The sequence below is a fragment of the Escherichia sp. E4736 genome (assembly GCF_005781225.1).
Taxonomy (GTDB): domain Bacteria; phylum Pseudomonadota; class Gammaproteobacteria; order Enterobacterales; family Enterobacteriaceae; genus Escherichia.
Window position 1 is genome coordinate 149,496 of sequence record NZ_VATT01000018.1, and the last position, 26,326, is coordinate 175,821.

General features: G+C 52.1%; 28 protein-coding genes. 13 read left to right on the forward strand and 15 right to left on the reverse strand.

Translation table 11 applies throughout. The features are described from left to right. The 3 genes from FEK46_RS14305 to cueR are packed head-to-tail and all read left to right on the forward strand — an operon-like array spanning nucleotide 1 to nucleotide 3,739. Nucleotides 1–2,163: a type I secretion system permease/ATPase gene (locus FEK46_RS14305; protein WP_135406160.1), complete on the forward strand. Its 2,163-nt coding sequence runs from the start codon at nucleotides 1–3 to the stop codon at nucleotides 2,161–2,163. Beyond that, complete coding sequence (locus FEK46_RS14310; protein WP_135406161.1) at nucleotides 2,160–3,335, forward strand: HlyD family type I secretion periplasmic adaptor subunit; 1,176 nt, start codon at nucleotides 2,160–2,162, stop codon at nucleotides 3,333–3,335. The genes FEK46_RS14305 and FEK46_RS14310 overlap by 4 nt, the downstream gene beginning before the upstream one ends. Beyond that, nucleotides 3,332–3,739, forward strand: a complete 408-nt coding sequence (cueR, locus tag FEK46_RS14315) for a Cu(I)-responsive transcriptional regulator (RefSeq protein WP_001026744.1) — start codon at nucleotides 3,332–3,334, stop codon at nucleotides 3,737–3,739. The genes FEK46_RS14310 and cueR overlap by 4 nt, the downstream gene beginning before the upstream one ends. 3 nt (nucleotides 3,740–3,742) lie before the next feature. Here cueR and FEK46_RS14320 read toward each other — a convergent pair whose 3' ends face one another. From FEK46_RS14320 to FEK46_RS14330, 3 genes are read right to left on the reverse strand one after another with little or no spacing between them, the layout of a single operon-like run. After that, nucleotides 3,743–3,946 (reverse strand): hypothetical protein, encoded by a 204-nt coding sequence (locus FEK46_RS14320; RefSeq protein ID WP_024257417.1) that lies wholly within the window; start codon nucleotides 3,944–3,946, stop codon nucleotides 3,743–3,745. Continuing rightward, entirely contained in the window at nucleotides 3,943–4,365 is a 423-nt protein-coding gene (locus tag FEK46_RS14325) for a hypothetical protein (protein ID WP_135559985.1), read from the reverse strand. Before FEK46_RS14325 ends, FEK46_RS14320 begins: the two co-directional genes overlap by 4 nt. A gap of 53 nt (nucleotides 4,366–4,418) precedes the next feature. Further along, nucleotides 4,419–5,435 carry a YadA family autotransporter adhesin gene (locus FEK46_RS14330; protein WP_135559984.1) on the reverse strand — a complete coding sequence of 339 codons (1,017 nt, stop codon included), beginning with the start codon at nucleotides 5,433–5,435 and terminating at the stop codon, nucleotides 4,419–4,421. Nucleotides 5,436–5,800: 365 nt separating this feature from the next. Here FEK46_RS14330 and FEK46_RS14335 point away from each other — a divergent pair, with 365 nt between their 5' ends. Beyond that, complete coding sequence (locus tag FEK46_RS14335) at nucleotides 5,801–6,163, forward strand: hypothetical protein (protein ID WP_001001643.1); 363 nt, start codon at nucleotides 5,801–5,803, stop codon at nucleotides 6,161–6,163. 151 nt (nucleotides 6,164–6,314) lie between these two features. Here FEK46_RS14335 and FEK46_RS14340 read toward each other — a convergent pair whose 3' ends face one another. Both FEK46_RS14340 and FEK46_RS14345 read right to left on the reverse strand, forming a co-directional pair. Next, entirely contained in the window at nucleotides 6,315–6,773 is a 459-nt protein-coding gene (locus tag FEK46_RS14340; protein ID WP_130206345.1) for an NfeD family protein, read from the reverse strand. Next, nucleotides 6,770–7,687, reverse strand: a complete 918-nt coding sequence (locus FEK46_RS14345) for an SPFH domain-containing protein (protein ID WP_000904498.1) — start codon at nucleotides 7,685–7,687, stop codon at nucleotides 6,770–6,772. The genes FEK46_RS14340 and FEK46_RS14345 overlap by 4 nt, the downstream gene beginning before the upstream one ends. A 145-nt stretch (nucleotides 7,688–7,832) precedes the next feature. Here FEK46_RS14345 and fetA point away from each other — a divergent pair, with 145 nt between their 5' ends. Together fetA and fetB are read left to right on the forward strand one after the other, a co-directional pair. Next, complete coding sequence (gene fetA / locus FEK46_RS14350) at nucleotides 7,833–8,510, forward strand: iron ABC transporter ATP-binding protein FetA (protein ID WP_135406163.1); 678 nt, start codon at nucleotides 7,833–7,835, stop codon at nucleotides 8,508–8,510. Beyond that, entirely contained in the window at nucleotides 8,497–9,276 is a 780-nt protein-coding gene (gene fetB / locus FEK46_RS14355; protein WP_130206349.1) for an iron export ABC transporter permease subunit FetB, read from the forward strand. The genes fetA and fetB overlap by 14 nt, the downstream gene beginning before the upstream one ends. A gap of 62 nt (nucleotides 9,277–9,338) precedes the next feature. Here the strand turns inward: fetB and cnoX are convergent, their stop codons facing one another. From cnoX to tesA, 3 genes are read right to left on the reverse strand one after another with little or no spacing between them, the layout of a single operon-like run. Further along, a complete protein-coding gene (gene cnoX / locus FEK46_RS14360; protein WP_001295322.1) occupies nucleotides 9,339–10,193 on the reverse strand; it encodes a chaperedoxin in 855 nt (284 codons plus the stop codon). A gap of 60 nt (nucleotides 10,194–10,253) precedes the next feature. Continuing rightward, the gene (ybbO, locus tag FEK46_RS14365; protein WP_130206351.1) at nucleotides 10,254–11,063 is read right to left on the reverse strand and encodes an NADP(+)-dependent aldehyde reductase; all 810 of its coding nucleotides are present in this window, start codon (nucleotides 11,061–11,063) and stop codon (nucleotides 10,254–10,256) included. Beyond that, nucleotides 11,053–11,676, reverse strand: coding sequence for a multifunctional acyl-CoA thioesterase I/protease I/lysophospholipase L1 (gene tesA, locus FEK46_RS14370; protein WP_001313633.1), 624 nt, complete (start codon nucleotides 11,674–11,676; stop codon nucleotides 11,053–11,055). Before tesA ends, ybbO begins: the two co-directional genes overlap by 11 nt. Between tesA and ybbA the strand changes: the two genes are divergently transcribed. Continuing rightward, a complete protein-coding gene (ybbA, locus tag FEK46_RS14375) occupies nucleotides 11,647–12,333 on the forward strand; it encodes a putative ABC transporter ATP-binding protein YbbA (protein WP_135559983.1) in 687 nt (228 codons plus the stop codon). The genes tesA and ybbA overlap by 30 nt on opposite strands. Further along, complete coding sequence (ybbP, locus tag FEK46_RS14380) at nucleotides 12,330–14,744, forward strand: putative ABC transporter permease subunit YbbP (RefSeq protein WP_135559982.1); 2,415 nt, start codon at nucleotides 12,330–12,332, stop codon at nucleotides 14,742–14,744. The genes ybbA and ybbP overlap by 4 nt, the downstream gene beginning before the upstream one ends. A gap of 343 nt (nucleotides 14,745–15,087) precedes the next feature. Here ybbP and mnmH read toward each other — a convergent pair whose 3' ends face one another. Both mnmH and allS read right to left on the reverse strand, forming a co-directional pair. Then, nucleotides 15,088–16,182, reverse strand: a complete 1,095-nt coding sequence (gene mnmH, locus FEK46_RS14385; protein ID WP_135559981.1) for a tRNA 2-selenouridine(34) synthase MnmH — start codon at nucleotides 16,180–16,182, stop codon at nucleotides 15,088–15,090. 68 nt (nucleotides 16,183–16,250) lie between these two features. After that, nucleotides 16,251–17,177: an HTH-type transcriptional activator AllS gene (gene allS / locus FEK46_RS14390; protein ID WP_135559980.1), complete on the reverse strand. Its 927-nt coding sequence runs from the start codon at nucleotides 17,175–17,177 to the stop codon at nucleotides 16,251–16,253. A gap of 229 nt (nucleotides 17,178–17,406) precedes the next feature. Between allS and allA the strand changes: the two genes are divergently transcribed. The 5 genes from allA to FEK46_RS14415 all read left to right on the forward strand — a co-directional run bounded on the left by allA (nucleotide 17,407) and on the right by FEK46_RS14415 (nucleotide 22,850). Next, nucleotides 17,407–17,889, forward strand: a complete 483-nt coding sequence (gene allA / locus FEK46_RS14395) for an ureidoglycolate lyase (RefSeq protein ID WP_130206359.1) — start codon at nucleotides 17,407–17,409, stop codon at nucleotides 17,887–17,889. Between the two features lie 77 nt (nucleotides 17,890–17,966). After that, nucleotides 17,967–18,782 carry an HTH-type transcriptional repressor AllR gene (gene allR, locus FEK46_RS14400; protein ID WP_000141275.1) on the forward strand — a complete coding sequence of 272 codons (816 nt, stop codon included), beginning with the start codon at nucleotides 17,967–17,969 and terminating at the stop codon, nucleotides 18,780–18,782. A gap of 89 nt (nucleotides 18,783–18,871) precedes the next feature. After that, nucleotides 18,872–20,653 (forward strand): glyoxylate carboligase, encoded by a 1,782-nt coding sequence (gene gcl, locus FEK46_RS14405; protein ID WP_135494262.1) that lies wholly within the window; start codon nucleotides 18,872–18,874, stop codon nucleotides 20,651–20,653. 12 nt (nucleotides 20,654–20,665) lie between these two features. Continuing rightward, nucleotides 20,666–21,442: a hydroxypyruvate isomerase gene (gene hyi / locus FEK46_RS14410; protein ID WP_135494260.1), complete on the forward strand. Its 777-nt coding sequence runs from the start codon at nucleotides 20,666–20,668 to the stop codon at nucleotides 21,440–21,442. Between the two features lie 106 nt (nucleotides 21,443–21,548). Then, complete coding sequence (locus FEK46_RS14415; RefSeq protein ID WP_130206365.1) at nucleotides 21,549–22,850, forward strand: uracil/xanthine transporter; 1,302 nt, start codon at nucleotides 21,549–21,551, stop codon at nucleotides 22,848–22,850. A gap of 36 nt (nucleotides 22,851–22,886) precedes the next feature. Here FEK46_RS14415 and purK read toward each other — a convergent pair whose 3' ends face one another. The 5 genes from purK to ppiB all read right to left on the reverse strand — a co-directional run bounded on the left by purK (nucleotide 22,887) and on the right by ppiB (nucleotide 26,216). Continuing rightward, on the reverse strand, nucleotides 22,887–23,954 hold the full coding sequence (gene purK / locus FEK46_RS14420) for a 5-(carboxyamino)imidazole ribonucleotide synthase (RefSeq protein WP_000815528.1): 1,068 nt from the start codon (nucleotides 23,952–23,954) through the stop codon (nucleotides 22,887–22,889). After that, nucleotides 23,951–24,460, reverse strand: a complete 510-nt coding sequence (gene purE, locus FEK46_RS14425; protein WP_001295318.1) for a 5-(carboxyamino)imidazole ribonucleotide mutase — start codon at nucleotides 24,458–24,460, stop codon at nucleotides 23,951–23,953. Before purE ends, purK begins: the two co-directional genes overlap by 4 nt. A 95-nt stretch (nucleotides 24,461–24,555) precedes the next feature. Then, nucleotides 24,556–24,885 (reverse strand): hypothetical protein, encoded by a 330-nt coding sequence (locus FEK46_RS14430; protein WP_135559979.1) that lies wholly within the window; start codon nucleotides 24,883–24,885, stop codon nucleotides 24,556–24,558. A 111-nt stretch (nucleotides 24,886–24,996) separates the two neighbouring features. After that, nucleotides 24,997–25,719, reverse strand: coding sequence for a UDP-2,3-diacylglucosamine diphosphatase (gene lpxH, locus FEK46_RS14435; protein WP_135559978.1), 723 nt, complete (start codon nucleotides 25,717–25,719; stop codon nucleotides 24,997–24,999). 2 nt (nucleotides 25,720–25,721) lie between these two features. Beyond that, nucleotides 25,722–26,216: a peptidylprolyl isomerase B gene (gene ppiB / locus FEK46_RS14440; RefSeq protein WP_000256002.1), complete on the reverse strand. Its 495-nt coding sequence runs from the start codon at nucleotides 26,214–26,216 to the stop codon at nucleotides 25,722–25,724. Nucleotides 26,217–26,326: the final 110 nt, after the last annotated feature.

Genomic DNA, 26,326 nt, shown 5'->3' on the forward strand with positions numbered 1-26,326 from the left:
ATGAAAAAAAATGCCCAGTCCGTGGAAGCCTGGCTGGAGGCGATGATCGCCGTGGCGCGCTATTATCGCCTTGATTTTTCACAGGAGAACGTGCGCGCGACCGTCAACTGGGAGCGCGACAGCAAGCGGGAAGAGTTACTTACCGACATGGCGCGGCAACTGGGAATGGGGCTGCGATTGGTGGAGTTTTCTGCCGATTCGCTTAACCCGTGGCGGCTGCCGCTGATTGCGGTTTTTGATAATCAGCAGATTGGCGTAATCACCCGCCGCGACAACCACGACAATATCAGCATTCAGTTCAGCGGTGACGAAGGGCTGGAAACCACGCTGAACGTCGCGGATATTGAAGATAAAATCGTCGAACTGGCACTGCTGCGCCCGCTCAGCGCCATCCCTGATGCGCGGGTGGATGACTACATTCGCCCGTATCAGGCGAACTGGTTCTGGAGTCTGTCGCTGAAAGACTGGCGGCGCTACGGTGACATTATGCTGGCCTCGCTGGTGGCAAACGTGCTGGCGCTGGCAGCGATGATTTTCTCGATGCAGGTTTACGACCGCGTCGTTCCGGCGCAATCCTACCCGACGCTGTGGGTGCTGTTCGCCGGGGTGATGATGGCGATTCTGTTTGAGTTCTGTATGCGCATGGTGCGCACGCACCTCTCGGATATGATTGGCAAGCGGGCGGATCTGCGCATTTCGGATCGCGTTTTTGGTCACGCATTACGGCTGAAAAACAACGTGCGATCGAAATCCACCGGATCGTTTATCTCACAAATCCGCGAACTGGAATCGGTACGGGAGCTTATTACTTCCACCACCATTGGCGCGGTGGCGGATCTGCCGTTCTTCCTGCTGTTTGTCTTTATTCTGTGGATGATCGGCGGCTGGCTGGTGTTGGTGGTTCTGCTGGCTCTACCGTTATTGGTGATCCCCGGTCTGCTGATTCAACGCCCGCTGGCGCGGCTGGCGAACGAAGGAATGCGCGAGTCAGCGGTACGCAACGCTACGCTGGTGGAAGCGGTGCAGTCGATTGAAGACATTAAACTGCTGCGCGCCGAGCAGCGTTTTCAGAATCAGTGGAATCACACCAACGACGTAGCCTCGTCCATCAGCATGAAGCAACGCTTTCTCACCGGGCTGCTGCTCACCTGGACGCAGGAAGTGCAATCCATCGTCTACGTGGTGGTGCTGTTGGTGGGCTGCTTTATGGTGATGAACGGCGACATGACCACTGGCGCACTGGTCGGGACGACGATCCTGGCTTCGCGCACCATCGCGCCGCTGTCGCAGATATCCGGCGTGCTCTCGCGCTGGCAGCAGGCGAAAGTAGCGCGTAATGGCCTTGATGAACTGATGAAGCGCCCGGTGGATCAGCCGGAACACGGCAAACTGGTGCATAAAGCGGTGCTGCACGGCAATTATCAGTTCAGCAACGCGGTATTTTATTACGACGAAGAAGAGAAGATTGCCGATGTGGCGATTGGCAAACTCAACATTCAGGCTGGTGAGAAAATCGCCATTCTTGGCCGCAACGGCGCGGGTAAATCGACGCTACTGCAAATGCTCGCCGGAATGCGTATCGCCCAGCAGGGGCAGGTGCTGCTGGATAACATCAGCATCGGGCAGCTTGATCCGGCGGATCTGCGCCGCGACATGGGGCTGCTCAGCCAGACCGGGCGACTGTTCTTCGGCTCGCTGCGGGAAAACCTCACCATGGGGATGCCAGAGGCCAGCGATGAAGATATCGAACGCGCGTTAACCCTCAGCGGGGCGCTGCCCTTTGTGCAGAAGCAGAAAAACGGCCTCAACTACATGATTCAGGAAGGGGGATTTGGCCTCTCTGGCGGTCAGCGGCAAACGCTGCTGCTGGCGCGGCTCCTTATCTCTCAACCGAATATCGTCCTGCTCGACGAACCCAGCGCCTCGCTGGATGAAATGGCGGAAGCGCATTTAATCGAACAACTGAAACAGTGGATTGGTCATCGCACGCTGGTCATCGCCACTCACCGCACGGCGATGCTGCAACTGGTGGACAGGATAATCGTGATGGATCAGGGGCGGATTGTGATGGATGGCGCGAAAGAGGCCATTTTGCGTGAACAGGGCGAACCCACGGCGCGACGGGTGGTGTTGCAGGAGAAGAATAAGGGGTCTGCCGCATGAACGGACAACTGCAATATAACCGTGGCCTGACTGAACCCCGTCTGCCGCGTTCGGCGCTGGCGGTACGTGTGACCGTCGTCATGCTGCTCTGTTTTCTCGGCTGGGCGTGGTATTTCCAGCTTGATGAAGTCACTACCGGTAGCGGCACCGTAGAACCTTCCGGGCGTGAACAGGTGGTGCAGTCGCTGGAAGGCGGGATTTTGTATCATCTCGACGTGAAGGTGGGCGATATTGTTGAGCAAGGCCAGCCGCTGGCGCAGCTTAACCGCACCAAAACCGAATCCGACGTGCAGGAAGCAATGTCGCGGCTGTACGCGGCGCTGGCGACCTCGGCGCGGCTGCGGGCAGAAGTGAGCAATAAAGCGCTGGTGTTCCCCGACGAACTGAATAAATTCCCCGAACTTATCGAGTCGGAAACGGCGTTGTACAACACTCGCCGCGACGGGCTGAACAAAGCAACCACCGGGCTGACACAAGGAATTAGCCTGGTCAATCGCGAACTGGCGATGACCCAGCCGCTGGTGAAACAGGGGGCGGCGAGCAGCGTCGAAGTGCTGCGTTTGCAACGCCAGGCCAATGAACTGGAAAACAAACTCAGCGACGTGCGCACGCAATATTACGTTCAGGCACGGGAAGAGTTAGCAAAAGCCAACGAAGAGGTCGAAACCCAGCGTTCGGTGATCCGCGGGCGGGAAGACTCTCTCACCAGGCTGGACTTTACCGCGCCGGTGCGTGGCATTGTCAAAGACATTGACGTCACTACGGTTGGCGGCGTCATCGCCCCCGGTGGTAAACTCATGACCATCGTGCCGCTGGATGAGCAACTGCTGATTGAGGCGAAAATCTCCCCGCGCGATGTGGCGTTTATCCATCCGGGGCAAAAATCACTGGTGAAAATAACCGCTTACGATTACTCCATCTATGGCGGCTTACCAGGAGAAGTTGCGGTGATTTCACCGGACACCATTCAGGATGAAGTACGGCGCGATGTTTATTACTATCGAGTGTACATTCGCACCTTCAGCAACCATCTGGAAAATAAACATAAACAGCAGTTTCCGATATTCCCCGGTATGGTGGCGACGGTCGATATCCGCACGGGTAAAAAAAGCGTGCTGGATTATCTGTTGAAACCCTTTAACAAAGCACAGGAGGCGTTGCGCGAACGATGAACATTAGCGATGTGGCAAAAATTACCGGCCTGACCAGCAAAGCCATTCGCTTCTATGAAGAGAAGGGACTGGTGACACCGCCGATGCGCAGCGAAAACGGTTATCGCACCTACACGCAGCAGCATCTCAACGAACTGACCTTACTGCGCCAGGCACGCCAGGTGGGCTTTAACCTGGAAGAGAGTGGCGAACTGGTGAATCTGTTTAACGACCCGCAGCGTCATAGCGCCGATGTAAAACGGCGCACGCTGGAGAAAGTCGCGGAGATCGAGCGACATATTGAAGAGCTGCAAGCCATGCGCGACCAGCTACTGGCATTGGCGAATGCCTGCCCCGGCGATGACAGCGCCGACTGCCCGATTATCGAAAATCTCTCCGGCTGCTGTCATCATCGGGCGGGGTGAAAATCAGTTAATCCCCGTTTGCACTGAAAGAATATGCTGCAAACTTTCTACCATAATGCGCCCCGACTGAAATAAGCCTTCCTGGATTTCGTTGTTAACATTCACAGCGTGAACCAGGGAGGCTAATAACACCACTTGCAGGAAGGCAAAAATAAACGCACCGATAATCATAATATGCGTCATGGCTATTTTCTTTTGCTCCTTCATTTTAAATAGCCCACAAACTGGCCTTCTTTCATTAAGGCGACTTTTCCTGTGTGATGATAAACAATGACGTTATAGAGACCCGACTGATATATGGTGGCATCTTTATTATCTTCATCTATGGCACATAATGAATCATTGAGATAAGCGAAGTTCTTACTGCTCATTCTGAAGGTAAGGCCAAATCCTTTATAAATGAATTTTTTAGCGGCCTGGGCATGTTGTGCGGCTTCTGCATTTTTAAATGCCTGCGCCTCGGATGCATTTAAAATAGCCGCCTGACGCTGTTGTTCTGCGAGATAACAGGTGTCATGACTGACGCCCTGCGCCTGGCAATCTGCGATGCGGGAAGTGGGGGAGCTACAGCCAGCCAGTAATATAACCGCCAGCAGGGAAAACGATTTAATGGAGCTATTCATCATTGTTAACCTTAAATAATGTGCGGATAATTGCGAATAAGAAATTGCTATTAAAATTAGAACGAATATCCCACGCCGACACCTGCGCCAAAATCAGATTGTGTATCCGCTGAGACTCCCGCTTTAATTACCGTATGAATTCCGGCATTAAAAGATGTTCCGACAGACACCGCAGATTCACCGTTGAACGTTCCTGCTCCCGCTGACACCATCATTAAATCACCGGTTTTCACCTGCGGCTGTGAGGCAATGGCAATGGCTGACGCGATCCCCGCATTAGCATCTTTACGGTTATCTTCAACTTCGTTTTTCAGCGAACTGAAATTGTTATTGAGCGTTGTAATCTGCTGGCTGTTATCAGCGACCCGGTTTTGGGTGTTGATTAACTGTTGCTGCGTTTGTGCGGAATCTTGTCTCAGACTTTCAATTTGCTCATGTGCCTGGGCTGACTTCTGCGCCAGACTTTGCATTTGTTTATCGTATTGAGTCCTTTCATTTTGCTGTTGTGCTGCCACATCGGTTGTCAGCGCATTCATTTTCTGCCCTTGTTCAGTGGTAGTGCGCTGATTAGCCTCATTTTGAGCCGCCAGTCTGGCATTAATCATCTCCTGATAATGCGCGGTATTTTGCGTATCTCCAGTCGCGGCGAGCGTTTTTTGTGTGGCTACGATCTGCGCCTGTTGCTCTGTAATTTGCGTTTGCTGGGCATCAGTTACCGCAGACTGTCGGGCGTTGATCATGCTCTGATAACGGGCAGTTGTCTGTACATCACCTGTAGCGGCAACGGTTTTTTGTCCTGCGTCAGGATCTGTCTGGACAGGGGGAGTCTGAGTGGTATCAGATGTTTCAGAAGGGATGTAGTGATGTTCAGTCAAATAGGTATACGCAGCGGGGCTGTTGTCTGTGCGTTCTAAAAAGCGGGTAATCTTCTGCTCAATCTCCGATTGCGACATGCCAGAGTTAATGGCTGAAAGCTCTGTTGCCGCCGCTTCAATGGTATCACCAGCTAAAACAACAGGGCTGGATGTTGCTGAAATTATGAGTGCCAGTAAAGCTACGTTTACAGTTTTCATTCATTTTCTCTCGTGCAAAATAAGTCGCATTAGTGTTTCTATAAGAAACAAATAATATTATTTTAAGAAATAAACTACGTTGCAATTTAATCGAAATCTACGCCGCCATTTGTGTGATGTAAAGCGCATTTTTGGTTGGTGTAAGCGTAAACACCACCAATAAGAAACAAAAAATGTTTCTTATATAAATAAAATAGAAAATCATTTTGTGCTCTTTCAATGTAAAAAAGAGTAAAGACTTGTTTTGATAAGCGAAATAAATGTTGTTTCTTGGCTAAACGTGAAGCTGTTCCTGATGTGTGCTAGAATGCGTTTCTTTGATAAATCTCAATTTTTAAGAGGTTTACGCCAGGCAGGAAAATTAAATGAATGAATTTGAGAAGATTTTTAATGAAATGAATCTGGACAGGGCGCTGCTCCCCATCCTTTTTCGTTCGAATCGCTCTACGGTGTGGAAGTATTTAAGCGGCGATAGTACGGCTCCTGCCTCTGCCATGTCGCTGATCATGCTGTTGCAGTTGATCCAGAAGAGAAACCCCGATCTGTTAGCCGAATGGTTAACGCTTTCTGATTTCACCATTCCGCCAGAAGTTTACCTGGACCAGCCTGATTACTGGAAAGGGTGGGTGTATACCCAACACAAGGTCAATAAAAACGTCCTGGAATATCTAAAAAAACACTATCCGGATGAAGACCAAAAAAACATGAATAAAGGCAGTGACGAGTAATTTGCCAATGCCAGTTAATATGGCGGAGGCGGCCGACGCGCCCGCGTTGCATCAGGCGTCGGTGCGCGACTGCCGGATGCGGCGTAAACGCCTTATCCGGTCTACGTTCAGGCACAGATTTGTAGGCATGATAAGACGCGTCAGCGTCGCATCAGGCGATGACCGCACGGATGATCAGCGTTATCCCTTCAATCGCAATAACCTCAACATGCGTACCTGCACCGAGATCCTCGCTGGCGCTGACGGGCCATGAACTGTCGCCGACGCGCATATGACCGCGCCCGTTGACTAACGGTGATTCCAGCACAAATCGTCTGCCGATCAATTGCTGTCCGCGCTGGTTTAAATGACTGTCACTGTGCTTTTGTTCGCGCACGCCTCGTGCCAGCCATTTCCACCACAGCCAGGCGGCAAGTAGCGTCAGGACGGCAAACATCACCCCTTGCCACTCCCAACCCAGCGGCAGCAACCAGACCACCAGGCCAGTAATCACCGCCGCGACACCGCTCCACAACAGATAACCATTGCCGCCCAACATCTCGGCTGCCAGCAGCAGACCGCCGAGACTCAGCCAAAAAATATGCGGATGGATAGCTATCATCTCGATCATGATTTATTTCGCTCGTTCGCGCTGTCTTTCACCAGTTCAGCAATCCCGGCAATCGATCCCATCAGGCTACTGGCGTCTAATGGCATCATCACCACTTTGCTGTTACTGGAGGAACCAATCTGCTGTAACGCTTCGGTGTATTTCTGCGCCACGAAGTAATTCACCGCCTGAATGTCACCAGAAGCAATGGCTTCAGACACCATTTGGGTCGCGCGGGCTTCCGCTTCGGCAGAACGTTCACGTGCTTCGGCCTGTAAGAATGCCGACTGACGTTCACCTTCCGCTTTCAGGATTTGTGACTGTTTTTCACCTTCGGCTTTGAGAATTTCCGCCTGACGAATCCCTTCTGCTTCAAGGATGTAAGCGCGTTTGGTACGTTCCGCTTTCATCTGCGCGTTCATTGAAGAGATAAGTTCAGCCGGTGGGCGCACATCGCGAATTTCAATACGGGTGACTTTTATCCCCCACGGATTAGTGGCTTCATCGACAATATGCAGCAGACGCGAGTTAATGCTGTCGCGCTGAGAGAGCATTTCATCAAGTTCCATCGAACCCAGAACGGTACGGATGTTGGTCATGGTCAGGTTGATGATTGCCAGTTCCAGATTGCTGACCTCATAAGCCGCGCGCGGGGCATCAATCACCTGAATAAAGCAAACGGCGTCGATAGTGACGTTGGCGTTATCTTTCGAGATAACTTCCTGGGATGGGATGTCGAGTACTTGCTCCATCATATTGATCTTACGACCAATGCGGTCCATAAACGGCACCACCAGACTTAGCCCCGGCTGTAATGTTTTGGTATAACGACCAAATCGTTCTACCGTCCACTGATAGCCCTGCGGCACGATTTTGACGCCCGCGCCAACAATCACCAGCGCGACAAAAATGAGAATCGGGATAAAAATAAGCATCGGAAAAACCTCCTGTTGTACCGTCCATAAAGAGCAAAATTGCTGCTTGATTAAACAAATTATACCTGATTACTGAAAGAGAGTTCCCCCTTATTCTTGCGGAGGATAAACTGTTTTTAGTAAAAATCAGAAAAAGGGATGGGCAATGCAGGAAAATAGTCTTTTGCTCCAACTGCAAAATGTTGGATATCGGGCGGGTGATACGAACATTCTCAATAACATCAATTTTTCGCTGCGTGCTGGCGAATTTAAGTTAATTACCGGCCCTTCTGGCTGCGGTAAAAGTACGCTACTAAAAATAGTTGCTTCATTAATCAGCCCGACCTGCGGAACGTTACTGTTTGAAGGTGAGGATGTCAGCACACTAAAGCCAGAAACCTATCGCCAACAAGTTTCTTACTGCGCCCAAACGCCGGCTCTGTTTGGCGACACGGTCTACGATAACCTGATCTTTCCCTGGCAGATCCGTAACCAGCAGCCTGATCCGGCCATTTTTCTCGATTTTCTCGAACGTTTTTCCTTGCCGGACACCATTTTGACGAAAAATATCGCCGAGCTATCTGGTGGTGAAAAACAACGCATCTCATTGATTCGTAACCTACAATTTATGCCGAAGGTTTTATTGCTCGACGAAATCACCAGTGCGCTGGATGAAAGCAACAAACGCAACGTCAATGAGATGATCCACCGCTATGTACGTGAGCAAAATATTGCTGTGTTGTGGGTGACGCACGATAAAGACGAAATTAATCATGCGGATAAAGTGATTACACTGCAACCGCATGCCGGAGAAATGCAGGAAGCACGCTATGAACACGCATAATATTACCAACGAGTCACTGGCACTGGCATTAATGCTGGTGGTTGTCGCAATCTTAATTAGCCATAAAGAAAAACTGGCGCTGGAGAAAGATATTCTCTGGAGTGTGGGGCGCGCGATAATTCAGCTGATTATTGTCGGCTATGTATTGAAATATATTTTCAGCGTTGATGATGCCAGCCTGACATTATTGATGGTGTTATTTATCTGCTTTAATGCGGCGTGGAATGCGCAAAAACGCAGTAAATATATTGCTAAAGCGTTTATCTCATCGTTTATTGCCATTACGGTCGGGGCGGGAATTACCCTGGCGGTGCTGATTCTCTCAGGGTCGATTGAATTTATCCCGATGCAGGTGATCCCTATTGCCGGGATGATAGCCGGTAACGCGATGGTGGCAGTCGGGCTGTGTTATAACAATCTCGGGCAGCGGTTTATCAGCGAACAGCAACAGATTCAGGAGAAACTGAGTCTTGGGGCGACGCCGAAACAGGCTTCAGCGATATTGATTCGCGACAGTATTCGCGCGGCTTTAATTCCGACGGTCGATTCAGCAAAAACGGTTGGCTTAGTGAGTTTACCGGGAATGATGTCCGGGCTGATATTTGCCGGGATTGATCCAGTGAAGGCGATTAAATATCAGATTATGGTGACCTTTATGTTGCTCTCAACCGCCAGCCTGTCGACCATTATTGCCTGTTATTTAACCTATCGTAAATTTTACAATTCGCGCCACCAGTTGGTGGTGACGCAATTGAAGAAGAAATAATGTGATGCCGGATGCGCAGCATCGCATCCGGCGTTGTGGTTCATGCGCCGATCAACGGAAAATCAATACAACAACGCATACAGCTGGCGGCGATACTTCGACGCCAGTGCATCCCCCGTACCCAGCGCAGCGAGGATCTCCTGGAACGTTTTACGCGTCTGACCGTCTGCGGCGGTGAGATCTTTACGCAGATGCCCAAACAGTAACTCCAGCGCCTCTTCATTGCGCCCAACTTGATGCAGTTGCAGTGCCAGTTGCGTCGCCAGTGCGGCATCTTCTGGGTTCTCCGCCACCTGCTGTTGCAGCTGTTGAATTTCCGGCGTATCTGCCGCCTGCTTCAGCAGTTCGATTTGCGCCACCAGCCCCTGATAGCGGGTGTCCTGATCCTGCAACGGAATGGTTTTCAGCACGGCTTCTGCATCTTCAGAACGGTTCAGCGCAATCAGCGTTTCTGCCAGCAGCAGACCGATTTCCCCGTTCTGATTCGACAACTGCCAGGCGTCTTTCAGCAATGGCAGGGCGTCGGTGTAATTGCCTTCCTGCATCAGTTGCATCGCCTGCTGGGCTTTCAGCTCTTCTTCACGCGGCAGCACTTTATCCAGCAGGGCGCGGATCGCTTCTTCCGGTTGCGGTCCCTGGAAGCCGTCTACCGGTTGCCCGTTCTGGAACAGATACACGGTCGGAATCGCGCGCAGACCAAACTGGGCGGCAATCATCTGCTCCGCGTCGCAGTCCAGCTTCGCCAGAATAAATTGCCCGTTGTACTGCGCCGCGAGGCTTTCCAGAATTGGGGTTAACTGCAAACAGTGCTGGCTACGTTCAGACCAAAAATAGAACAGCACAGGTGTGGTCATTGACTGTTCAAGAACCTGTTGCAGGTTAGATTCGTTAATGTTGACAATATTTTCTACGGACATGGAGTCGCTCTCTGTTGTCGATATTTTCTTTGACATGGGGGCTTAAGCGCGCGCTTCAACTCACCCCTGCAATATTTTGTCCATCGCGCACCCCGGCAGCAGGCGCTTAAGCACCATGACTGCCCAGGTCACCAGCGTCACCGGATAGCGCATCTTCGGCTTCTCGCTGATAAAAGCATGGCGCACTTTGGCAACCACCGCTTCCGGCCCCAACGTAAAGCGGGCGGCGATGCCGGGGTTTTCGACCGGTTTATCGCTTTGCGTCTGGTTGACGTTGTCGGTGAAACGAGTACGAATGGGACCTGGCTCAACCAGGCTGACCTTGATTCCGCTGTGGCGCAGTTCCATGCGCAGTGCGTCTGACCACGCCTCCAGCGCATATTTACTGGCCGCGTAAGCGCCGCGGCCCGGCGTGGAGATTAATCCCATCACCGATGAGGTCATCACAATACGCCCTTCACCGTGCGGCAACATAGCCGGTAACAGGCGCATGGTGAGCTGGTGTGCGCCGAAAAAGTTGGCGGAAAACTGCTGTTCCATCTGCGCACGGCTGATGGTGGAAAGGGGGCCATACATGCCGAATCCGGCATTGTTAAAGATCCCATACAGACAATTATCGGTCAGGGCGATCACTTCGTCGGCTGCGCGATCAACACTTTCTGGCGAATCCAGATCGATCAACACGCCGGTGAATCCCATATTGTTCATGCGCTCAACATCATCCGGTTTCCGGCAACCTGCCAGCACATGAAAACCCTGGCGTTTTAATTCGAGCGCGCTTTCCAGGCCAATTCCACTGGAACATCCGGTAATTAAGACCGATTTTTGCATAACTTTACCTGTCAGGATCTCCGTTGCTTTATGAGTCATGATTTACTAAAGGCTGCAACTGCTTCGCCATCCAGTCGGCAATAAACGGCTGGGCGTCGCGGTTGGGATGAATACCGTCATCCTGCATCCATTGTGGCTTGAGGTAGACCTCTTCCATAAAAAAGGGCAGCAGCGGAACATCAAACTCTTTGGCGAGTTTGGGGTAAATGGCGCTAAAGGTTTCATTATAACGGCGACCATAGTTTGCAGGCAGACGTATTTGCATTAACAATGGTTCAGCGTTGGCGGCTTTGACATCCTGCAAAATCTGGCGCAGCGTTTGCTCGGTTTGTTGTGGCTGAAAACCACGCAAACCGTCATTGCCGCCCAGTTCAACCAGCACCCAGCGCGGCTGATGCTGTTTCAGCAGAGCCGGAAGGCGCGCCAGCCCTTGTTGCGAGGTGTCGCCGCTGATGCTGGCATTGACTACCGACGTTTTGCTCTGCCACTTATCATTCAACAAGGCAGGCCAGGCCGCGCTGGCAGACATTCGATACCCGGCGCTCAGGCTATCACCCAGAATTAATAACGTGTCCGCTGCGGCGGCACGGAAAGTTAACAGGACCAGGAACAGGAAGGGCAAATGCCAGCGGAAAACATTGTTGAAGTTCATCATCTTAAGAAGTCCGTCGGTCAGGGGGAGCATGAACTCTCCATCCTCACCGGAGTTGAGCTGGTTGTCAAACGTGGCGAAACCATCGCGCTGGTGGGCGAGTCGGGATCGGGTAAGTCAACCTTGCTGGCGATCCTCGCCGGGCTGGATGACGGTAGCAGTGGCGAAGTGAATCTGGTAGGACAACCGCTACATAATATGGACGAAGAAGCGCGGGCAAAGTTGCGCGCGAAGCATGTAGGCTTTGTTTTTCAGTCATTTATGTTAATTCCGACCCTTAACGCGCTGGAAAACGTCGAGCTTCCGGCGCTGCTGCGCGGTGAGAGTAGCGCGGAAAGTCGTAACGGGGCGAAAGCATTGCTCGAACAGTTAGGGCTGGGCAAACGTCTTGATCATCTTCCGGCACAGCTTTCCGGCGGCGAACAGCAACGTGTGGCGCTGGCGCGTGCCTTTAACGGTCGGCCAGATGTGCTATTTGCTGATGAACCTACCGGCAACCTTGACCGCCAGACGGGCGATAAAATTGCCGACCTGCTGTTTTCCCTTAACCGTGAGCATGGCACCACGTTGATTATGGTGACCCACGACCTGCAACTGGCGGCACGCTGCGACCGCTGCTTCCGGCTGGTGAACGGGCAGTTGCAGGAGGAAGCATGATTGCACGTTGGTTCTGGCGCGAATGGCGCTCGCCGTCGCTATTAATTGTCTGGCTGGCGCTAAGCCTGGCGGTGGCCTGCGTGCTGGCGCTGGGCAATATCAGCGATCGCATGGAGAAAGGTTTAAGCCAGCAAAGCCGGGAGTTTATGGCGGGCGATCGGGCGTTGCGCAGTTCGCGCGAAGCGCCGCAAGCGTGGCTGGAGGAAGCGCAAAAGCGCGGCCTGAAAGTCGGCAAGCAGCTGACTTTCGCCACGATGACATTTGCAGGCGACACACCGCAGCTGGCGAACGTCAAAGCGGTGGATGATATCTACCCGATGTATGGCGATCTGCAAACTAATCCCCCTGGCCTGAAACCGCAGGCGGGCAGCGTATTGCTGGCCCCACGCCTGATGGCACTGCTTAACCTGAAAATCGGCGATACCATCGACGTGGGCGATGCCACGCTGCGGATCGCCGGAGAAGTGATTCAGGAACCGGATGCCGGTTTTAACCCCTTCCAGATAGCCCCACGCCTGATGATGAATCTGGCAGATGTCGATAAAACCGGAGCCGTGCAGCCGGGGAGTCGGGTCACCTGGCGCTATAAATTTGGTGGCAGCGAGAATCAGCTCGACGGCTATGAGAAATGGCTGTTACCCCAGCTTAAACCCGAACAACGCTGGTACGGTCTGGAACAGGACGAAGGCGCGCTGGGGCGCTCGATGGAACGCTCGCAACAGTTCCTGCTGCTTTCGGCGCTTCTGACCTTGCTGCTGGCAGTGGCTGCGGTGGCGGTGGCGATGAATCATTACTGTCGCAGTCGCTACGATCTGGTGGCGATCCTCAAAACGCTGGGGGCAGGGCGAGCGCAACTGCGTAAGTTAATCGTCGGTCAGTGGTTGATGATTCTGGTGCTTTCAGCCGTTACCGGCGGGGCGATTGGCCTGTTGTTCGAAAGCGTATTGATGGTACTGCTCAAGCCCGTTCTGCCTGCCGCACTACCGCCTGCCAGCCTCTGGCCGTGGCTGTGGGCGCTCGGCACCATGACGGTCATCTCGCTGCTGGTGGGGCTACGACCGTACCGCCTGTTGCTGGCAACGCAGCCTTTACGCGTACTACGTAATGATGTGGTAGCGAACGTCTGGCCGCTGAAGTTTTATCTGCCGGTTGTCACTGTGGTGGTTGTGCTGCTGCTCGTCGGGCTGATGGGCGGCAGTATGCTGCTGTGGGCGGTGCTGGCGGGCGCGGTGGTGCTGGCTTTGCTGTGCAGTGTGCTGGGCTGGATGCTGCTGAATGTACTTCGCCGCATGACGCTGAAATCGCTGCCTCTGCGCCTGGCGGTCAGCCGCCTGTTACGTCAGCCGTGGTCAACGTTAAGCCAGCTTTCGGCATTTTCGCTCTCCTTTATGCTGCTGGCGCTGCTGCTGGTGTTGCGTGGCGATCTGCTTGACCGCTGGCAGCAGCAGCTACCGCCAGAAAGCCCGAACTACTTTTTAATCAACATCGCCACAGAACAGGTTACGCCGCTAAAAGCGTTCCTCGCGGAACATCAGATAGTCCCGGAATCATTTTATCCAGTGGTGCGTGCGCGGCTGACGGCGATTAATGGCAAGCCGACAGAAGGCAATGAAGATGAGGCGCTTAATCGCGAACTCAATCTTACCTGGCAAAATACGCGGCCCGATCATAATCCGATTGTCGCTGGTAACTGGCCGCCAAAAGCCGATGAAGTGTCGATGGAAGAGGGGCTGGCGAAACGCTTAAACGTTGCCCTCGGCGATACCGTGACTTTTATGGGCGATACCCAGGAGTTCCGCGCTAAAGTGACCAGCCTGCGCAAAGTGGACTGGGAAAGTCTGCGGCCTAATTTCTATTTTATTTTCCCTGAAGGGGCGCTGGATGGACAGCCGCAAAGCTGGCTCACCAGTTTCCGCTGGGAGAATGGCAACGGCATGTTGACGCAACTCAACCGTCAGTTCCCGACCATTAGCCTGTTAGACATTGGCGCGATTTTAAAACAAGTCGGTCAGGTGCTGGAGCAGGTAAGTCGGGCGCTGGAAGTGATGGTAGTGCTGGTCACCGCCTGCGGTATGTTGCTGTTGCTGGCACAGGTGCAGGTGGGAATGCGTCAGCGTCATCAGGAGCTGGTGGTGTGGCGCACACTCGGTGCGGGGAAAAAACTGCTGCGCACAACATTGTGGAGTGAGTTCGCCATGCTCGGGTTTGTTTCTGGTCTGGTGGCCGCAACTGGTGCGGAAACGGCGCTGGCAGTGTTGCAGGCGAAAGTGTTCGACTTCCCGTGGGAACCGGACTGGCGGTTGTGGATTGTGCTGCCGTGCAGCGGTGCACTGCTGCTGTCACTTTGCGGCGGCTGGCTCGGCGCGCGACTGGTTAAGGGTAAGGCGCTGTTCAGGCAGTTTGCGGGGTGATGACAGGCGTTAGATTGCCTGATGCGCTACGCTTATCAGGCCTACGAGGATCGTGCAATATATTGATTTTGCAAGATTGTGTAGGCCGGATAAGGCGTTTACGCCGCATCCGGCAGTCTTGCTACTAGCGTCGGGATTGTATCGCCAACATAGCTGTTTGAATATGTAGGCATCCTGACTTATAATTCACTTGCTAGATGAGGACTGTTTCATTTCTGCCCTGAACCACCAAGTCTTGGGCGGAAAAAATAAAAAAACCGACTGTCATGTCGGTTTTTTTATTTCTGTATTCTGGTGCAACCATTCTGTTCTCACGACAATCGCCGTTTCAGAATACCGCCCATTACCGCGTCTTAACCCATTCCGCTACTTCCGCCCACTCACCGCGAAAGACAACTTTTTCCGCTTTTTTCTCAAGCTGATAGCGATACATCGGGTCGTAATACTCTTCAAGCAGCGGCACCAGCCAGGCCAGATGACCGTCGGTTGTGCCGGTTGAGAGTTGCGTTGTCAGCGCTGCATCCAGCCTTGCAGCCAGTTCGTTATAGCGCTGTAACCCCAGCCGACGCTTAATCGCTGAAAGCCCATGATGCAGGTATTCGCAATACTCTTGCCAGCCCTGTTCGTCGCCGTACGCATGGGTAAAATCATGATGCATACGCAAGAAATACTCTTCGTTCAGGCGTTCAAGACGGATCTCAAACGGATCTTCTACCACCGCAATCGCCGCCTGAGTCATTCGCTCGCGCAGGCATTCCGGCAGGTGATTCGAACCGATCATCCGGCTTTCATCTTCCAGCACCCACAGGCGCAGCTCCTGACGGGCGTCGGTTTTTAGCATTTCGGCAGCCAGCAGGTTTTCAAAACTCGCCTGGCTAAGTTGCGGCTGCAATGTGCGACCAAAAGCAGAACCGCGATGGCGCGCCAGCCCTTCCAGGTCAACACCGTTCGGCTGTTGTTGCACTAACAGCGTTTTACCGCTGCCGGTACAACCGCCAATCAGCACTATCGGTTTTTGTGCCAGTTCAATGGTCGCCTGAATCGCAGTCTGGCGCAGTACCTTATAACCGCCTTCCACCAGCGGATAATCAATCCCCGCTTCATGCAGCCAGCGTTGCACAATATGTGAACGTTGACCGCCACGGGCGCAGCAGAGAATACCTTGCGGATTTTGCAGACACGCTGCCCGCCAGGCATCCATGCGCTGCTGACGAATTTCACCCGCCACCAGTTTATGCCCCAGCGCCAGCGCCGCGTCAGACCCTTGCTGTTTATAGCAGGTGCCAACGGCGGCGCGTTCATCATTATTCATTAACGGCAGATTGATAGCGGCGGGCATTGCGCCTTGCTCAAACTCGATGGGGGCGCGAACATCAATAATGGGCGTATCAGCAATCAGCAGGGCACGATAGTCCTGTTCCGTGTGTCTCTCTTGCATAGTAAAAAGTGAACCTCAAATCAGCTTGCGCGCTATTTTACGCGCCAACGCGCATGGAAACTTGATTTTTAACTGTGTGAGTTGCCGAAAATTTCTAAAAATCCACTGATTTCCGGCCTGCGCTGGGTAAACAAGGCCACAATATCTTCCACCGCTTTGCCGCTGCCAAATTTACGCCATGCCAGACTCAATGGCGAAGGCGGGCGCATCGTTGGAATGACCCGGCTGACCAGTTGTTGATTATCAATCATCGACTGGCAAAGTGATTTTGGCAAAAAACCAATGCCAACGCCCGCCAGATGGGCGGCGATTTTCGTTTCCATATCAGGAACAATAATCTCCTTTTGCCCCGGCAAACGCCAGGCGACGCGTTTGGTTAAGGTGCGGGCGCTGTCTTCAATATTGACCGCAGGAAAGCGCCGCAACTGCGCTTCTGTTAGCGGCTCTTCAACCTTCGCCAGTGGATGATGTGCCGCCATGACAAAGCGCCATTGCACCGAACCTAAGGGATCAAGGCTAAAAGTATTTGCCAGTGCTTCGGTTCCCGTGACGCCGATGGCCAGTGAAAAACCTTCGTAAAGTAGCGAATCCCAGACGCCCATATAGATTTGCCGGGAGATGTGAAACTGGGGAAAGGGGTAACGTTCATTCAGCCACGCCAGCAGTTGGGCGACGGCCTGGGGGTTGTAGAGCAGGTTGTTGATGACGATATTCACCTGGCGTTCCACGCCATCATTCACCTGTTGTAGCTCGCTCGGCATGCTTTCCAGCCAACTCAGCCAGTCTCTGGCCTGACAAAGCAGATGTTCGCCAGACGCTGTCAACGTCACGCTGCGAGTCGTGCGGAAAAACAGCGCCACTCCGGTATTCTCTTCCAGAAGCTTAATGCGATAACTGATGGTCGCCGTGGTTTTACATAATCGTTCTGCCGCTTTTGAAAAACTTCCCGTTTCGGCAACAGCAATGAAAGTCCGCAAAGTTTCTGGATCAAACATCTTCAGGTATCCCCTTTTAAATCCGCAGGTTGCGTGATTTTCCTGTCCTTTGATTTACCTGTATTTTCACATGATAACCCTGCGTGATTTGTGGGCCAAATCTAGTTTTGGAAAAATATTCCAACTTTTGTATTGATGTTGTTCTCTTAAGGTTTTAGATTGCCTGTTATTGAAACCTGGCTGACCGGTCGGCGGTGGTTGAACGGAATTATGTTACAAGGACAAAAAGATGAAACTTCAGGTATTACCGTTAAGTCAGGAAGCCTTCTGTGCTTATGGCGACGTTATCGAAACGCAGCAACGGGATTTTTTCCATATTAACAATGGCCTGGTGGAGCGCTATCACGATTTGGCGCTGGTTGAGATTCTTGAGCAAGACCGTACGCTTATCAGCATTAACCGCGCGCAACCGGCGAATCTGCCGCTGACCATCCACGAACTCGAACGTCATCCGCTGGGCACTCAGGCATTTATCCCGATGAAAGGTGAAGTGTTTGTAGTGGTCGTGGCGTCAGGTGACGATAAACCAGACCTGTCAACGCTGCGGGCGTTTATCACCAACGGTGAGCAGGGGGTGAATTATCATCGTAACGTCTGGCATCACCCGCTTTTCGCCTGGCAGCGCGTCACCGATTTTCTGACCATCGATCGCGGCGGCAGTGACAACTGTGATGTTGAAAGTATTCCTGAACAGGAACTCTGTTTTGCGTGACGCCTGCAACCGACTTGCATAAGATAAACTAATTGTTCATTGTTTATGCTCACTTGTAGGTCGGAGTTAACGTAGGTATGACGGAAGTTAGACGGCGCGGCAGGCCAGGACAGGCGGAGCCTGTGGCACAGAAGGGCGCACAGGCGTTAGAGCGGGGAATTGCGATTCTGCAATATCTGGAAAAAAGTGGAGGAAGTTCGTCGGTTAGCGATATTTCTCTCAATCTGGATTTGCCGCTCTCGACGACCTTTCGCCTGTTAAAGGTTTTACAGGCAGCGGATTTTGTCTATCAGGACAGTCAGTTAGGCTGGTGGCATATAGGATTAGGTGTCTTTAACGTCGGCGCGGCGTACATCCATAACCGTGATGTCCTCTCCGTTGCCGGGCCGTTTATGCGCCGCCTGATGCTGCTTTCCGGCGAGACGGTCAATGTCGCGATTCGTAACGGCAATGAAGCGGTATTAATTGGTCAGTTAGAGTGTAAATCGATGGTCAGGATGTGTGCGCCGCTGGGCAGTCGTCTGCCGCTGCATGCTTCCGGTGCGGGCAAGGCGCTGCTTTATCCGCTGGCGGAAGAGGAGTTGATGAGCATCATTCTGCAAACCGGTTTGCAGCAGTTTACGCCAACTACGCTTGTGGATATGCCTACCTTGCTGAAGGACCTGGAACAAGCGCGTGAACTGGGCTATACCGTAGATAAAGAAGAGCATGTTGTAGGCCTGAATTGCATAGCTTCAGCAATTTACGATGATGTAGGTAGTGTTGTTGCCGCTATCTCCATCTCCGGGCCTTCATCAAGACTGACAGAAGATCGTTTTGTCAGTCAGGGTGAGCTGGTCAGAGACACCGCCCGCGATATCAGCACGGCGTTGGGACTGAAAGCACATCCATAGTGTCTGTCGCATCCCGCTCTGCGGAGCGGGTTTTTTTGACAAAATTTGAAAGTTGGAAAATTTTTCCAATTAATAGAGGTAGGAATAAAATGGCAAAAATGAGAGCCGTTGACGCGGCAATGTATGTGCTGGAGAAAGAAGGTATCACCACCGCCTTCGGCGTTCCGGGAGCTGCAATCAATCCGTTCTACTCAGCGATGCGTAAGCACGGCGGTATTCGTCACATTCTGGCGCGTCACGTGGAAGGTGCGTCGCACATGGCGGAAGGCTATACCCGCGCAACGGCTGGGAATATCGGCGTTTGTTTGGGAACTTCGGGACCAGCAGGCACTGACATGATCACCGCGCTCTATTCTGCTTCTGCTGATTCCATTCCTATTTTGTGCATCACCGGCCAGGCACCGAGAGCCCGTCTGCATAAAGAAGATTTTCAGGCCGTAGATATTGAAGCAATTGCTAAACCGGTCAGCAAAATGGCGGTTACAGTTCGTGAAGCGGCGCTGGTGCCTCGTGTGCTGCAACAGGCATTTCACCTGATGCGTTCTGGGCGTCCGGGTCCGGTACTGGTGGATTTACCGTTCGACGTTCAGGTTGCGGAAATCGAGTTTGATCCTGATATGTACGAGCCGCTGCCAGTCTACAAGCCTGCAGCCAGCCGTATGCAGATCGAAAAAGCCGTAGAAATGTTAATCCAGGCCGAGCGTCCGGTGATTGTTGCCGGGGGCGGGGTGATCAACGCCGATGCTGCCGCACTGTTACAACAGTTTGCCGAACTGACCAGCGTTCCGGTGATCCCAACGCTGATGGGCTGGGGCTGTATTCCGGACGATCACGAACTGATGGCCGGGATGGTGGGTCTGCAAACCGCGCATCGCTACGGTAACGCAACGCTGCTGGCGTCGGACATGGTGTTTGGTATCGGTAACCGTTTTGCTAACCGTCATACCGGTTCGGTAGAGAAATACACCGAAGGGCGCAAAATCGTTCATATCGATATTGAACCGACGCAAATTGGCCGCGTGCTGTGTCCGGATCTCGGCATTGTCTCCGACGCCAAAGCGGCGCTGACGCTGCTGGTTGAAGTGGCCCAGGAGATGCAAAAAGCGGGTCGTCTGCCGTGTCGTAAAGAGTGGGTTGCTGAGTGCCAGCAGCGCAAACGCACTTTGTTGCGTAAAACTCACTTCGACAACGTGCCAGTGAAACCGCAGCGCGTGTATGAAGAGATGAACAAAGCCTTTGGACGTGATGTTTGCTATGTCACCACCATCGGCCTGTCACAAATCGCTGCGGCGCAAATGCTGCATGTCTTTAAAGACCGCCACTGGATCAACTGTGGTCAGGCAGGCCCGCTGGGCTGGACCATTCCTGCGGCGCTGGGCGTGTGTGCTGCTGATCCAGAACGTAATGTGGTGGCGATTTCCGGTGACTTCGACTTCCAGTTCCTGATTGAAGAATTAGCCGTTGGCGCACAGTTCAACATTCCGTACATCCATGTGCTGGTGAATAACGCCTATCTCGGCCTGATTCGTCAGTCACAACGCGCATTTGATATGGATTACTGCGTACAGCTCGCGTTCGAAAATATTAACTCCAGTGATGTGAACGGTTATGGCGTTGACCACGTAAAAGTAGCGGAAGGTTTAGGCTGTAAAGCGATTCGCGTTTTCAAACCGGAAGATATTGCTCCAGCCTTTGAACAGGCGAAAGCCTTAATGGCGCAGTACCGTGTCCCGGTGGTGGTGGAAATTATGCTGGAACGTGTAACCAATATTTCGATGGGTAGTGAACTGGATAACGTCATGGAATTTGAAGATATCGCCGATAACGCAGCGGACGCACCGACTGAAACCTGCTTCATGCACTATGAATAAGGGAGATAAATAATGTTACGTTTCTCTGCTAATTTATCGATGTTATTTGGTGAATATGATTTTCTCGCCCGTTTTGAGAAAGCTGCACAGTGTGGTTTTCGTGGCGTTGAATTTATGTTCCCTTATGACTACGACATTGAAGAATTAAAACAGGTGCTGGCGAGTAATAAACTCGAACATACGCTGCACAATTTACCGGCAGGTGACTGGGCGGCGGGCGAGCGGGGTATTGCCTGTATTCCTGGCCGTGAAGAAGAGTTTCGGGATGGCGTAGCAGCAGCGATTCGTTATGCTCGTGCACTGGGTAATAAAAAAATTAACTGTCTGGTCGGTAAAACGCCGGCTGGTTTCAGCAGTGAACAGATTCACGCAACGCTTGTAGCAAACCTGCGTTATGCCGCGAATATGCTGATGAAAGAAGATATTTTATTACTGATTGAACCTATTAACCATTTTGATATTCCTGGTTTCCATCTCACCGGAACTCGGCAGGCGCTGAAATTGATTGATGATGTTGGTTGCTGCAATTTTAAAATTCAGTATGACATTTATCACATGCAGCGGATGGAAGGTGAATTAACCAATACCATGACTCAGTGGGCCGATAAAATTGGTCACCTGCAAATTGCCGATAATCCACATCGCGGCGAACCAGGGACCGGAGAAATTAATTACGAATATCTCTTTACGGTAATTGCGCAATCAAACTACGATGGGTGGGTAGGATGTGAATATAAACCGAAGACCACTACGGAAGAGGGATTAGCGTGGATTACCCCTTACTGCTAAATTAAAATATGCTGCAGACAAGGTTTTTAATACCTGGCTGGTGGGGAATGAAGTTATCTGTATTCGATAAATGATAGCAGTTGGCGCGATTTTAACAGGTGTTCCTATGTTTAATATTTCATTTAACCGCGAAAATATGTTGTCTGGTTTTCAGTGGTTTTTCTTCATTTTTTGTAACACCGTAGTGGTTCCGCCAACGTTGCTTTCGGCATTTCAGCTACCGCAAAGCTGTTTGCTGACACTGACGCAATATGCATTTCTGGCAACCGCATTAGCCTGTATCGCTCAGGCATTTTTCGGTCATCGCCGCGCTATTATGGAAGGGCCTGGAGGTTTATGGTGGGGAACGATCCTCACCATCACGTTGGGTGAATCATCGCGAGGTACACCGCTCAATGATATTGCCAATAGTCTGGTAGCAGGAATTGCGATTTCCGGCGTACTGACTATTTTAATTGGTATTAGTGGGTTAGGTCACCGTCTGGCACGCTTGTTCACCCCAACCGTGATGGTCGTTTTTATGTTGATGCTGGGCGCGCAGCTTACCACTATCTTCTTTAAGGGAATGTTAGGTTTGCCGTTTGGTATTGCTGACCCAAATTTTAAAATTCAGTTTCCAGCGTTTGCTCTGTCGGTAGCGGTAATGTGTCTGGTGCTGGCGATGATTATTTTTCTTCCCCAGCGTTTGGCACGTTATGGGGTATTGGTGGGGACAATACTAGGTTGGCTACTTTGGCGTTTCTGCTTTCCTTCATCGCCAATCATTCATTCTGAACTGCACTGGCAATGGTTTCCCTTGGGGAGCGGAGGCAAGTTATCCCCAGGGATTATTGTGACGGCGGTAATTACCGGTCTGGTTAATATCAGCAATACTTATGGCGCAGTCCGGGGTACTGATATTTTTTACCCACAACAAGGGGCGGGAAACAGACGTTATCGTCGAAGTTTCGTGGTCACAGGGGTGATGACGCTGGTGACGGTGCCGATGGCTATTATTCCCTTTTCGCCGTTCGTTTCGTCTATTGGTTTATTAACGCAAACTGGCGATGCGACACGTCGTTCATTTCTCTACGGTAGTGCGATTTGTTTGTTGGTAGCGATGACTCCGCCACTGACGCGCTTATTCAGCAGTATTCCGCTGCCGGTAACGAGTGCGGTAATGTTAGTGTCTTATTTGCCATTACTCTTTTCTGCGCTACTTTTTAGCCAACAAATTAACTTTACGGCGCGTAATGTTTATCGACTCGCACTACCGTTATTTGTTGGGATCTTTTTAATGGGATTACCGCCTGTCTATTTACAGGATCTGCCATTAACGCTTCGCCCATTATTAAGTAACGGATTGCTGGTTAGTATTTTGTTGGCGGTGTTAATGGATAATCTGATTCCGTGGCATCGGCTGAAATGAGGTGACGGGTGACGAGAATTAGCCACCCGATATGGCTCAACTGAACTTACTCTGCGCCCACATCACGCCGCTGGCATACTCCGGCGGCAGTAATGGGATCAGCGCTTCCAGCGTCGCGGTCAGACGCGATGTGTCGCTGTCGGTCAAATTCAGATGCCCCACTTTACGCCCCGGACGGACTTCTTTGTCGTACCAGTGCAGATGCACCAGCGGCAGTTTCAGCCAGTCATAATTCACATCGCTACCAATCAGGTTGATCATCACCGACGGACTATTCACTACCGGTTGCGGTAACGGCAGATCGGTAATCGCCCGCAGATGCAGCTCAAACTGGCTGATGCTGGCGCCGTTTTGCGTCCAGTGACCGCTGTTATGCACACGCGGTGCCAGTTCGTTGATCAACAGACCTTGCGGGGTGACAAAACACTCCATCGCCATCACGCCCACATAGCCCAGCTCCTGCATAATCGCCGACAACATCTCTTCAGCTTGCGCCTGCTGCTGCGCGTTAGCCTGCGGGAAAGCGACGCTGGTGCGCAAAATACCGTCCTGATGCAGGTTATGCGTCAGCGGATAAAACACTGTGCTGCCATCAAAGCCGCGTGCGCCAACCAGCGACACTTCACCAGAGAAGTTAATGCCTTGCTCGACAATACATTCGCCGTAACACTCTGCTGGTAACTGTTCGGTTTCATCGGCGCGTAAACGCCATTGACCGCGACCGTCATAGCCACCAGTGCGACGCTTAACAATCGCCAGCTCACCTAAACGATCAAACACCGCAGGCCACTCGCTACGATCGGCAAGTAACTGCCACGGCGCGGTCGGCAGGTGAAGCTTGTCGAAAAGCTGCTTCTGAGTCAGACGGTCGGCAATAATCGGGAACACATCGCGGTTCACAAATGCCGGATGGCGCGCCAGCTCGCGGGTTAATGCGGTTTCCGGCCAGCGTTCGATTTCAGCGGTAATCACGCTTTGTTGAAAAGGCACCGCCGCCGGTTCAGCGTCCAGCCCGACCGGCCAGACAGCAATGCCTAACGGTTCGCCAGCCTGGCGCAGCATACGGCCTAACTGCCCGTTCCCGAGGACGCAAACCTGTTTCATGCCGCACCTCGCGGGTCCGGGTTTTCCAGCACTTCGTCAGTCTGGGCTTTGCGCCAGTCATTCAGACGCTGGTGCAGTTCTTTATCATGAGTCGCAAGAATTTGTGCTGCCAGTAACGCCGCGTTTGCCGCGCCCGCTTTACCAATCGCCAGTGTACCCACCGGAATGCCGCGCGGCATTTGTACGATGGAGTAGAGGCTATCGACACCGCTCAGTGCGGCGCTCTGTACGGGCACGCCCAGCACTGGCACCAGCGTTTTGGCGGCAATCATGCCCGGCAGGTGTGCAGCGCCGCCTGCGCCCGCAATAATCACCTGATAACCGTTCTCTTCGGCGCTTTCGGCGAAGCTGAACAGTTTATCGGGGGTACGGTGAGCAGAAACCACTTCAACGTGGTGCGGGACATTCAGGATTTCGAAGATTTCGGCGGCGAACTGCATGGTAGCCCAGTCGCTTTTGGACCCCATCACGATGGCGACACGCGCCGGATTATTGCGGGAAGACATGCGTCTTAAAACTCCTGTGGTGCACAACTCTCGGCTTTAGAGGGCACAGAGAATAGCACGGAAAGAGAGCAAGGAAAACGGTTGCGTAGGCGGAATTAACCGTCAGTTGTTGAGTTTTTAGTCTGCTCTGCGTGTTGATTATGCGCTCTGGCTGAACTGGCAAAGAATGCCCATATCAGCACAATGCTCCACGGAAAAAAGCAAATACCAACAATCAATATAAATCTTTCTACAAAGCGTTGGTTGTGAGGGCGGGTGAGTACTAAATAAATGAGCCAGAAATAGACTATCCACGAAATGACCGCCGCAGCTACCAGTGACAATACGCCAAAATAGAAGCCGACAAGACCGAACCAGCTAATACACAGAGGTGCACCTGCCGTAAGGGCGATGCCAGAAATAAAAAATCCGTTGCAGCGTTGCATAATAATATTCCCTGTTGTTATTTCACTCAGGGATTTATTACCTTGCTGGCTCAGAAAAAGATATACAGGTTGCGTTAGTCCGGCGCTTTTTCAGAATCTATTCATTCGTGTTCAGAAGGGAAAATGAATTAATTCAACGTCATCTGCCGTGACTTTCACCATTGAACCTTTCGTATGCCAGGCACCGAGTACCACGCGAAAAGCCGGTTGCGCATTGGCGATGAGCTCATGCACTGCCGGGCGATGGGTATGCCCGTGAATCAGCCATTGCACCTGATGTTTTTCCATCGCACTGACCACCGCGTTTTGGTTAACGTCCATGATTGCCAGCGATTTACTGCTGTTGGCTTCTTTACTGTTCGCTCGCATTCGCGCGGCAATACGTTTGCGCACAAACAACGGTAGGGCGAGGAATAGCGTTTGCAGCCAGGGTTTGTGGACTTTAGCGCGAAATGCCTGATAACCGACGTCATCGGTGCACAGCGTGTCGCCATGCATAATCAGCACCCGACGGCCATAAAGTTCGAGCACTTTTTCTTCCGGCAATAACGTCATGCCGCTTTCACGGGCAAAGCGTTTGCCGAGCAGAAAATCACGGTTGCCATGAATGAAATAACAGGGAACGCCGGAATCGGATACCGCTTTGATCGCAGCCGCTATCTGGCGATGAAACGGGCTGGGATCGTCGTCGCCAATCCAGGCTTCAAACAGATCGCCAAGAATATACAGCGCGTCGGCCTTGCGGGCTTCTCCCGCTAAAAAACGCAGAAAACCGGCGGTGATCGCCGGTTCTTCCACGCAGAGATGAAGATCTGCAATAAAGAGTGTCGCCACGATTACTCGCTAACGGTCACGCTTTCAATGATGACGTCTTCTTTTGGCACGTCCTGGTGCATACCGCTACGACCGGTAGCGACACCTTTGATTTTGTCGACTACGTCCATGCCTTCAACCACTTCAGCAAACACGCAGTAACCCCAACCTTGCAGGCTCTCGCCGGAGAAGTTCAGGAAGTCGTTATCAACCACGTTGATGAAGAACTGGGCAGTTGCAGAGTGCGGTGCCTGAGTACGGGCCATTGCCAGCGTCCCACGGGTGTTTTTCAGACCGTTGTTGGCTTCGTTTTTGATCGGCTCTTTGGTGGCTTTTTGTTTCATGCCCGGCTCAAAACCGCCGCCCTGAATCATAAAACCGTTGATAACACGGTGGAAAATGGTGTTGTTGTAAAAACCTTCGCGGCAGTAGTCCAGGAAGTTTTTAACTGTTTCAGGTGCTTTATCGTCAAAAGTTTTGATGACAATATCGCCGTGATTGGTGTGGAAAGTAACCATTTTTGCATCCTGTTCCGTTTGATTGGTTCTTCAACCCGGTTCGGGTCATATATAGGGTGGTGTTATAGCATAACCGCACGATCGGATCATCTCGCAATGTATGCTGATTC

Bases quoted from the DNA above. Each gene is read 5' to 3' on its own strand.
- FEK46_RS14305 (WP_135406160.1), top strand. From the start codon at position 1: ATGAAAAAAAATGCCCAGTCCGTGGAAGCCTGGCTGGAGGCGATGATC.
- FEK46_RS14310 (WP_135406161.1), top strand. From the start codon at position 2,160: ATGAACGGACAACTGCAATATAACCGTGGCCTGACTGAACCCCGTCTG.
- cueR (WP_001026744.1), top strand. From the start codon at position 3,332: ATGAACATTAGCGATGTGGCAAAAATTACCGGCCTGACCAGCAAAGCC.
- FEK46_RS14320 (WP_024257417.1), bottom strand. From the start codon at position 3,946: ATGAAGGAGCAAAAGAAAATAGCCATGACGCATATTATGATTATCGGT.
- FEK46_RS14325 (WP_135559985.1), bottom strand. From the start codon at position 4,365: ATGATGAATAGCTCCATTAAATCGTTTTCCCTGCTGGCGGTTATATTA.
- FEK46_RS14330 (WP_135559984.1), bottom strand. From the start codon at position 5,435: ATGAAAACTGTAAACGTAGCTTTACTGGCACTCATAATTTCAGCAACA.
- FEK46_RS14335 (WP_001001643.1), top strand. From the start codon at position 5,801: ATGAATGAATTTGAGAAGATTTTTAATGAAATGAATCTGGACAGGGCG.
- FEK46_RS14340 (WP_130206345.1), bottom strand. From the start codon at position 6,773: ATGATCGAGATGATAGCTATCCATCCGCATATTTTTTGGCTGAGTCTC.
- FEK46_RS14345 (WP_000904498.1), bottom strand. From the start codon at position 7,687: ATGCTTATTTTTATCCCGATTCTCATTTTTGTCGCGCTGGTGATTGTT.
- fetA (WP_135406163.1), top strand. From the start codon at position 7,833: ATGCAGGAAAATAGTCTTTTGCTCCAACTGCAAAATGTTGGATATCGG.
- fetB (WP_130206349.1), top strand. From the start codon at position 8,497: ATGAACACGCATAATATTACCAACGAGTCACTGGCACTGGCATTAATG.
- cnoX (WP_001295322.1), bottom strand. From the start codon at position 10,193: ATGTCCGTAGAAAATATTGTCAACATTAACGAATCTAACCTGCAACAG.
- ybbO (WP_130206351.1), bottom strand. From the start codon at position 11,063: ATGACTCATAAAGCAACGGAGATCCTGACAGGTAAAGTTATGCAAAAA.
- ybbA (WP_135559983.1), top strand. From the start codon at position 11,647: ATGCCAGCGGAAAACATTGTTGAAGTTCATCATCTTAAGAAGTCCGTC.
- tesA (WP_001313633.1), bottom strand. From the start codon at position 11,676: ATGAACTTCAACAATGTTTTCCGCTGGCATTTGCCCTTCCTGTTCCTG.
- ybbP (WP_135559982.1), top strand. From the start codon at position 12,330: ATGATTGCACGTTGGTTCTGGCGCGAATGGCGCTCGCCGTCGCTATTA.
- mnmH (WP_135559981.1), bottom strand. From the start codon at position 16,182: ATGCAAGAGAGACACACGGAACAGGACTATCGTGCCCTGCTGATTGCT.
- allS (WP_135559980.1), bottom strand. From the start codon at position 17,177: ATGTTTGATCCAGAAACTTTGCGGACTTTCATTGCTGTTGCCGAAACG.
- allA (WP_130206359.1), top strand. From the start codon at position 17,407: ATGAAACTTCAGGTATTACCGTTAAGTCAGGAAGCCTTCTGTGCTTAT.
- allR (WP_000141275.1), top strand. From the start codon at position 17,967: ATGACGGAAGTTAGACGGCGCGGCAGGCCAGGACAGGCGGAGCCTGTG.
- gcl (WP_135494262.1), top strand. From the start codon at position 18,872: ATGGCAAAAATGAGAGCCGTTGACGCGGCAATGTATGTGCTGGAGAAA.
- hyi (WP_135494260.1), top strand. From the start codon at position 20,666: ATGTTACGTTTCTCTGCTAATTTATCGATGTTATTTGGTGAATATGAT.
- FEK46_RS14415 (WP_130206365.1), top strand. From the start codon at position 21,549: ATGTTTAATATTTCATTTAACCGCGAAAATATGTTGTCTGGTTTTCAG.
- purK (WP_000815528.1), bottom strand. From the start codon at position 23,954: ATGAAACAGGTTTGCGTCCTCGGGAACGGGCAGTTAGGCCGTATGCTG.
- purE (WP_001295318.1), bottom strand. From the start codon at position 24,460: ATGTCTTCCCGCAATAATCCGGCGCGTGTCGCCATCGTGATGGGGTCC.
- FEK46_RS14430 (WP_135559979.1), bottom strand. From the start codon at position 24,885: ATGCAACGCTGCAACGGATTTTTTATTTCTGGCATCGCCCTTACGGCA.
- ppiB (WP_000256002.1), bottom strand. From the start codon at position 26,216: ATGGTTACTTTCCACACCAATCACGGCGATATTGTCATCAAAACTTTT.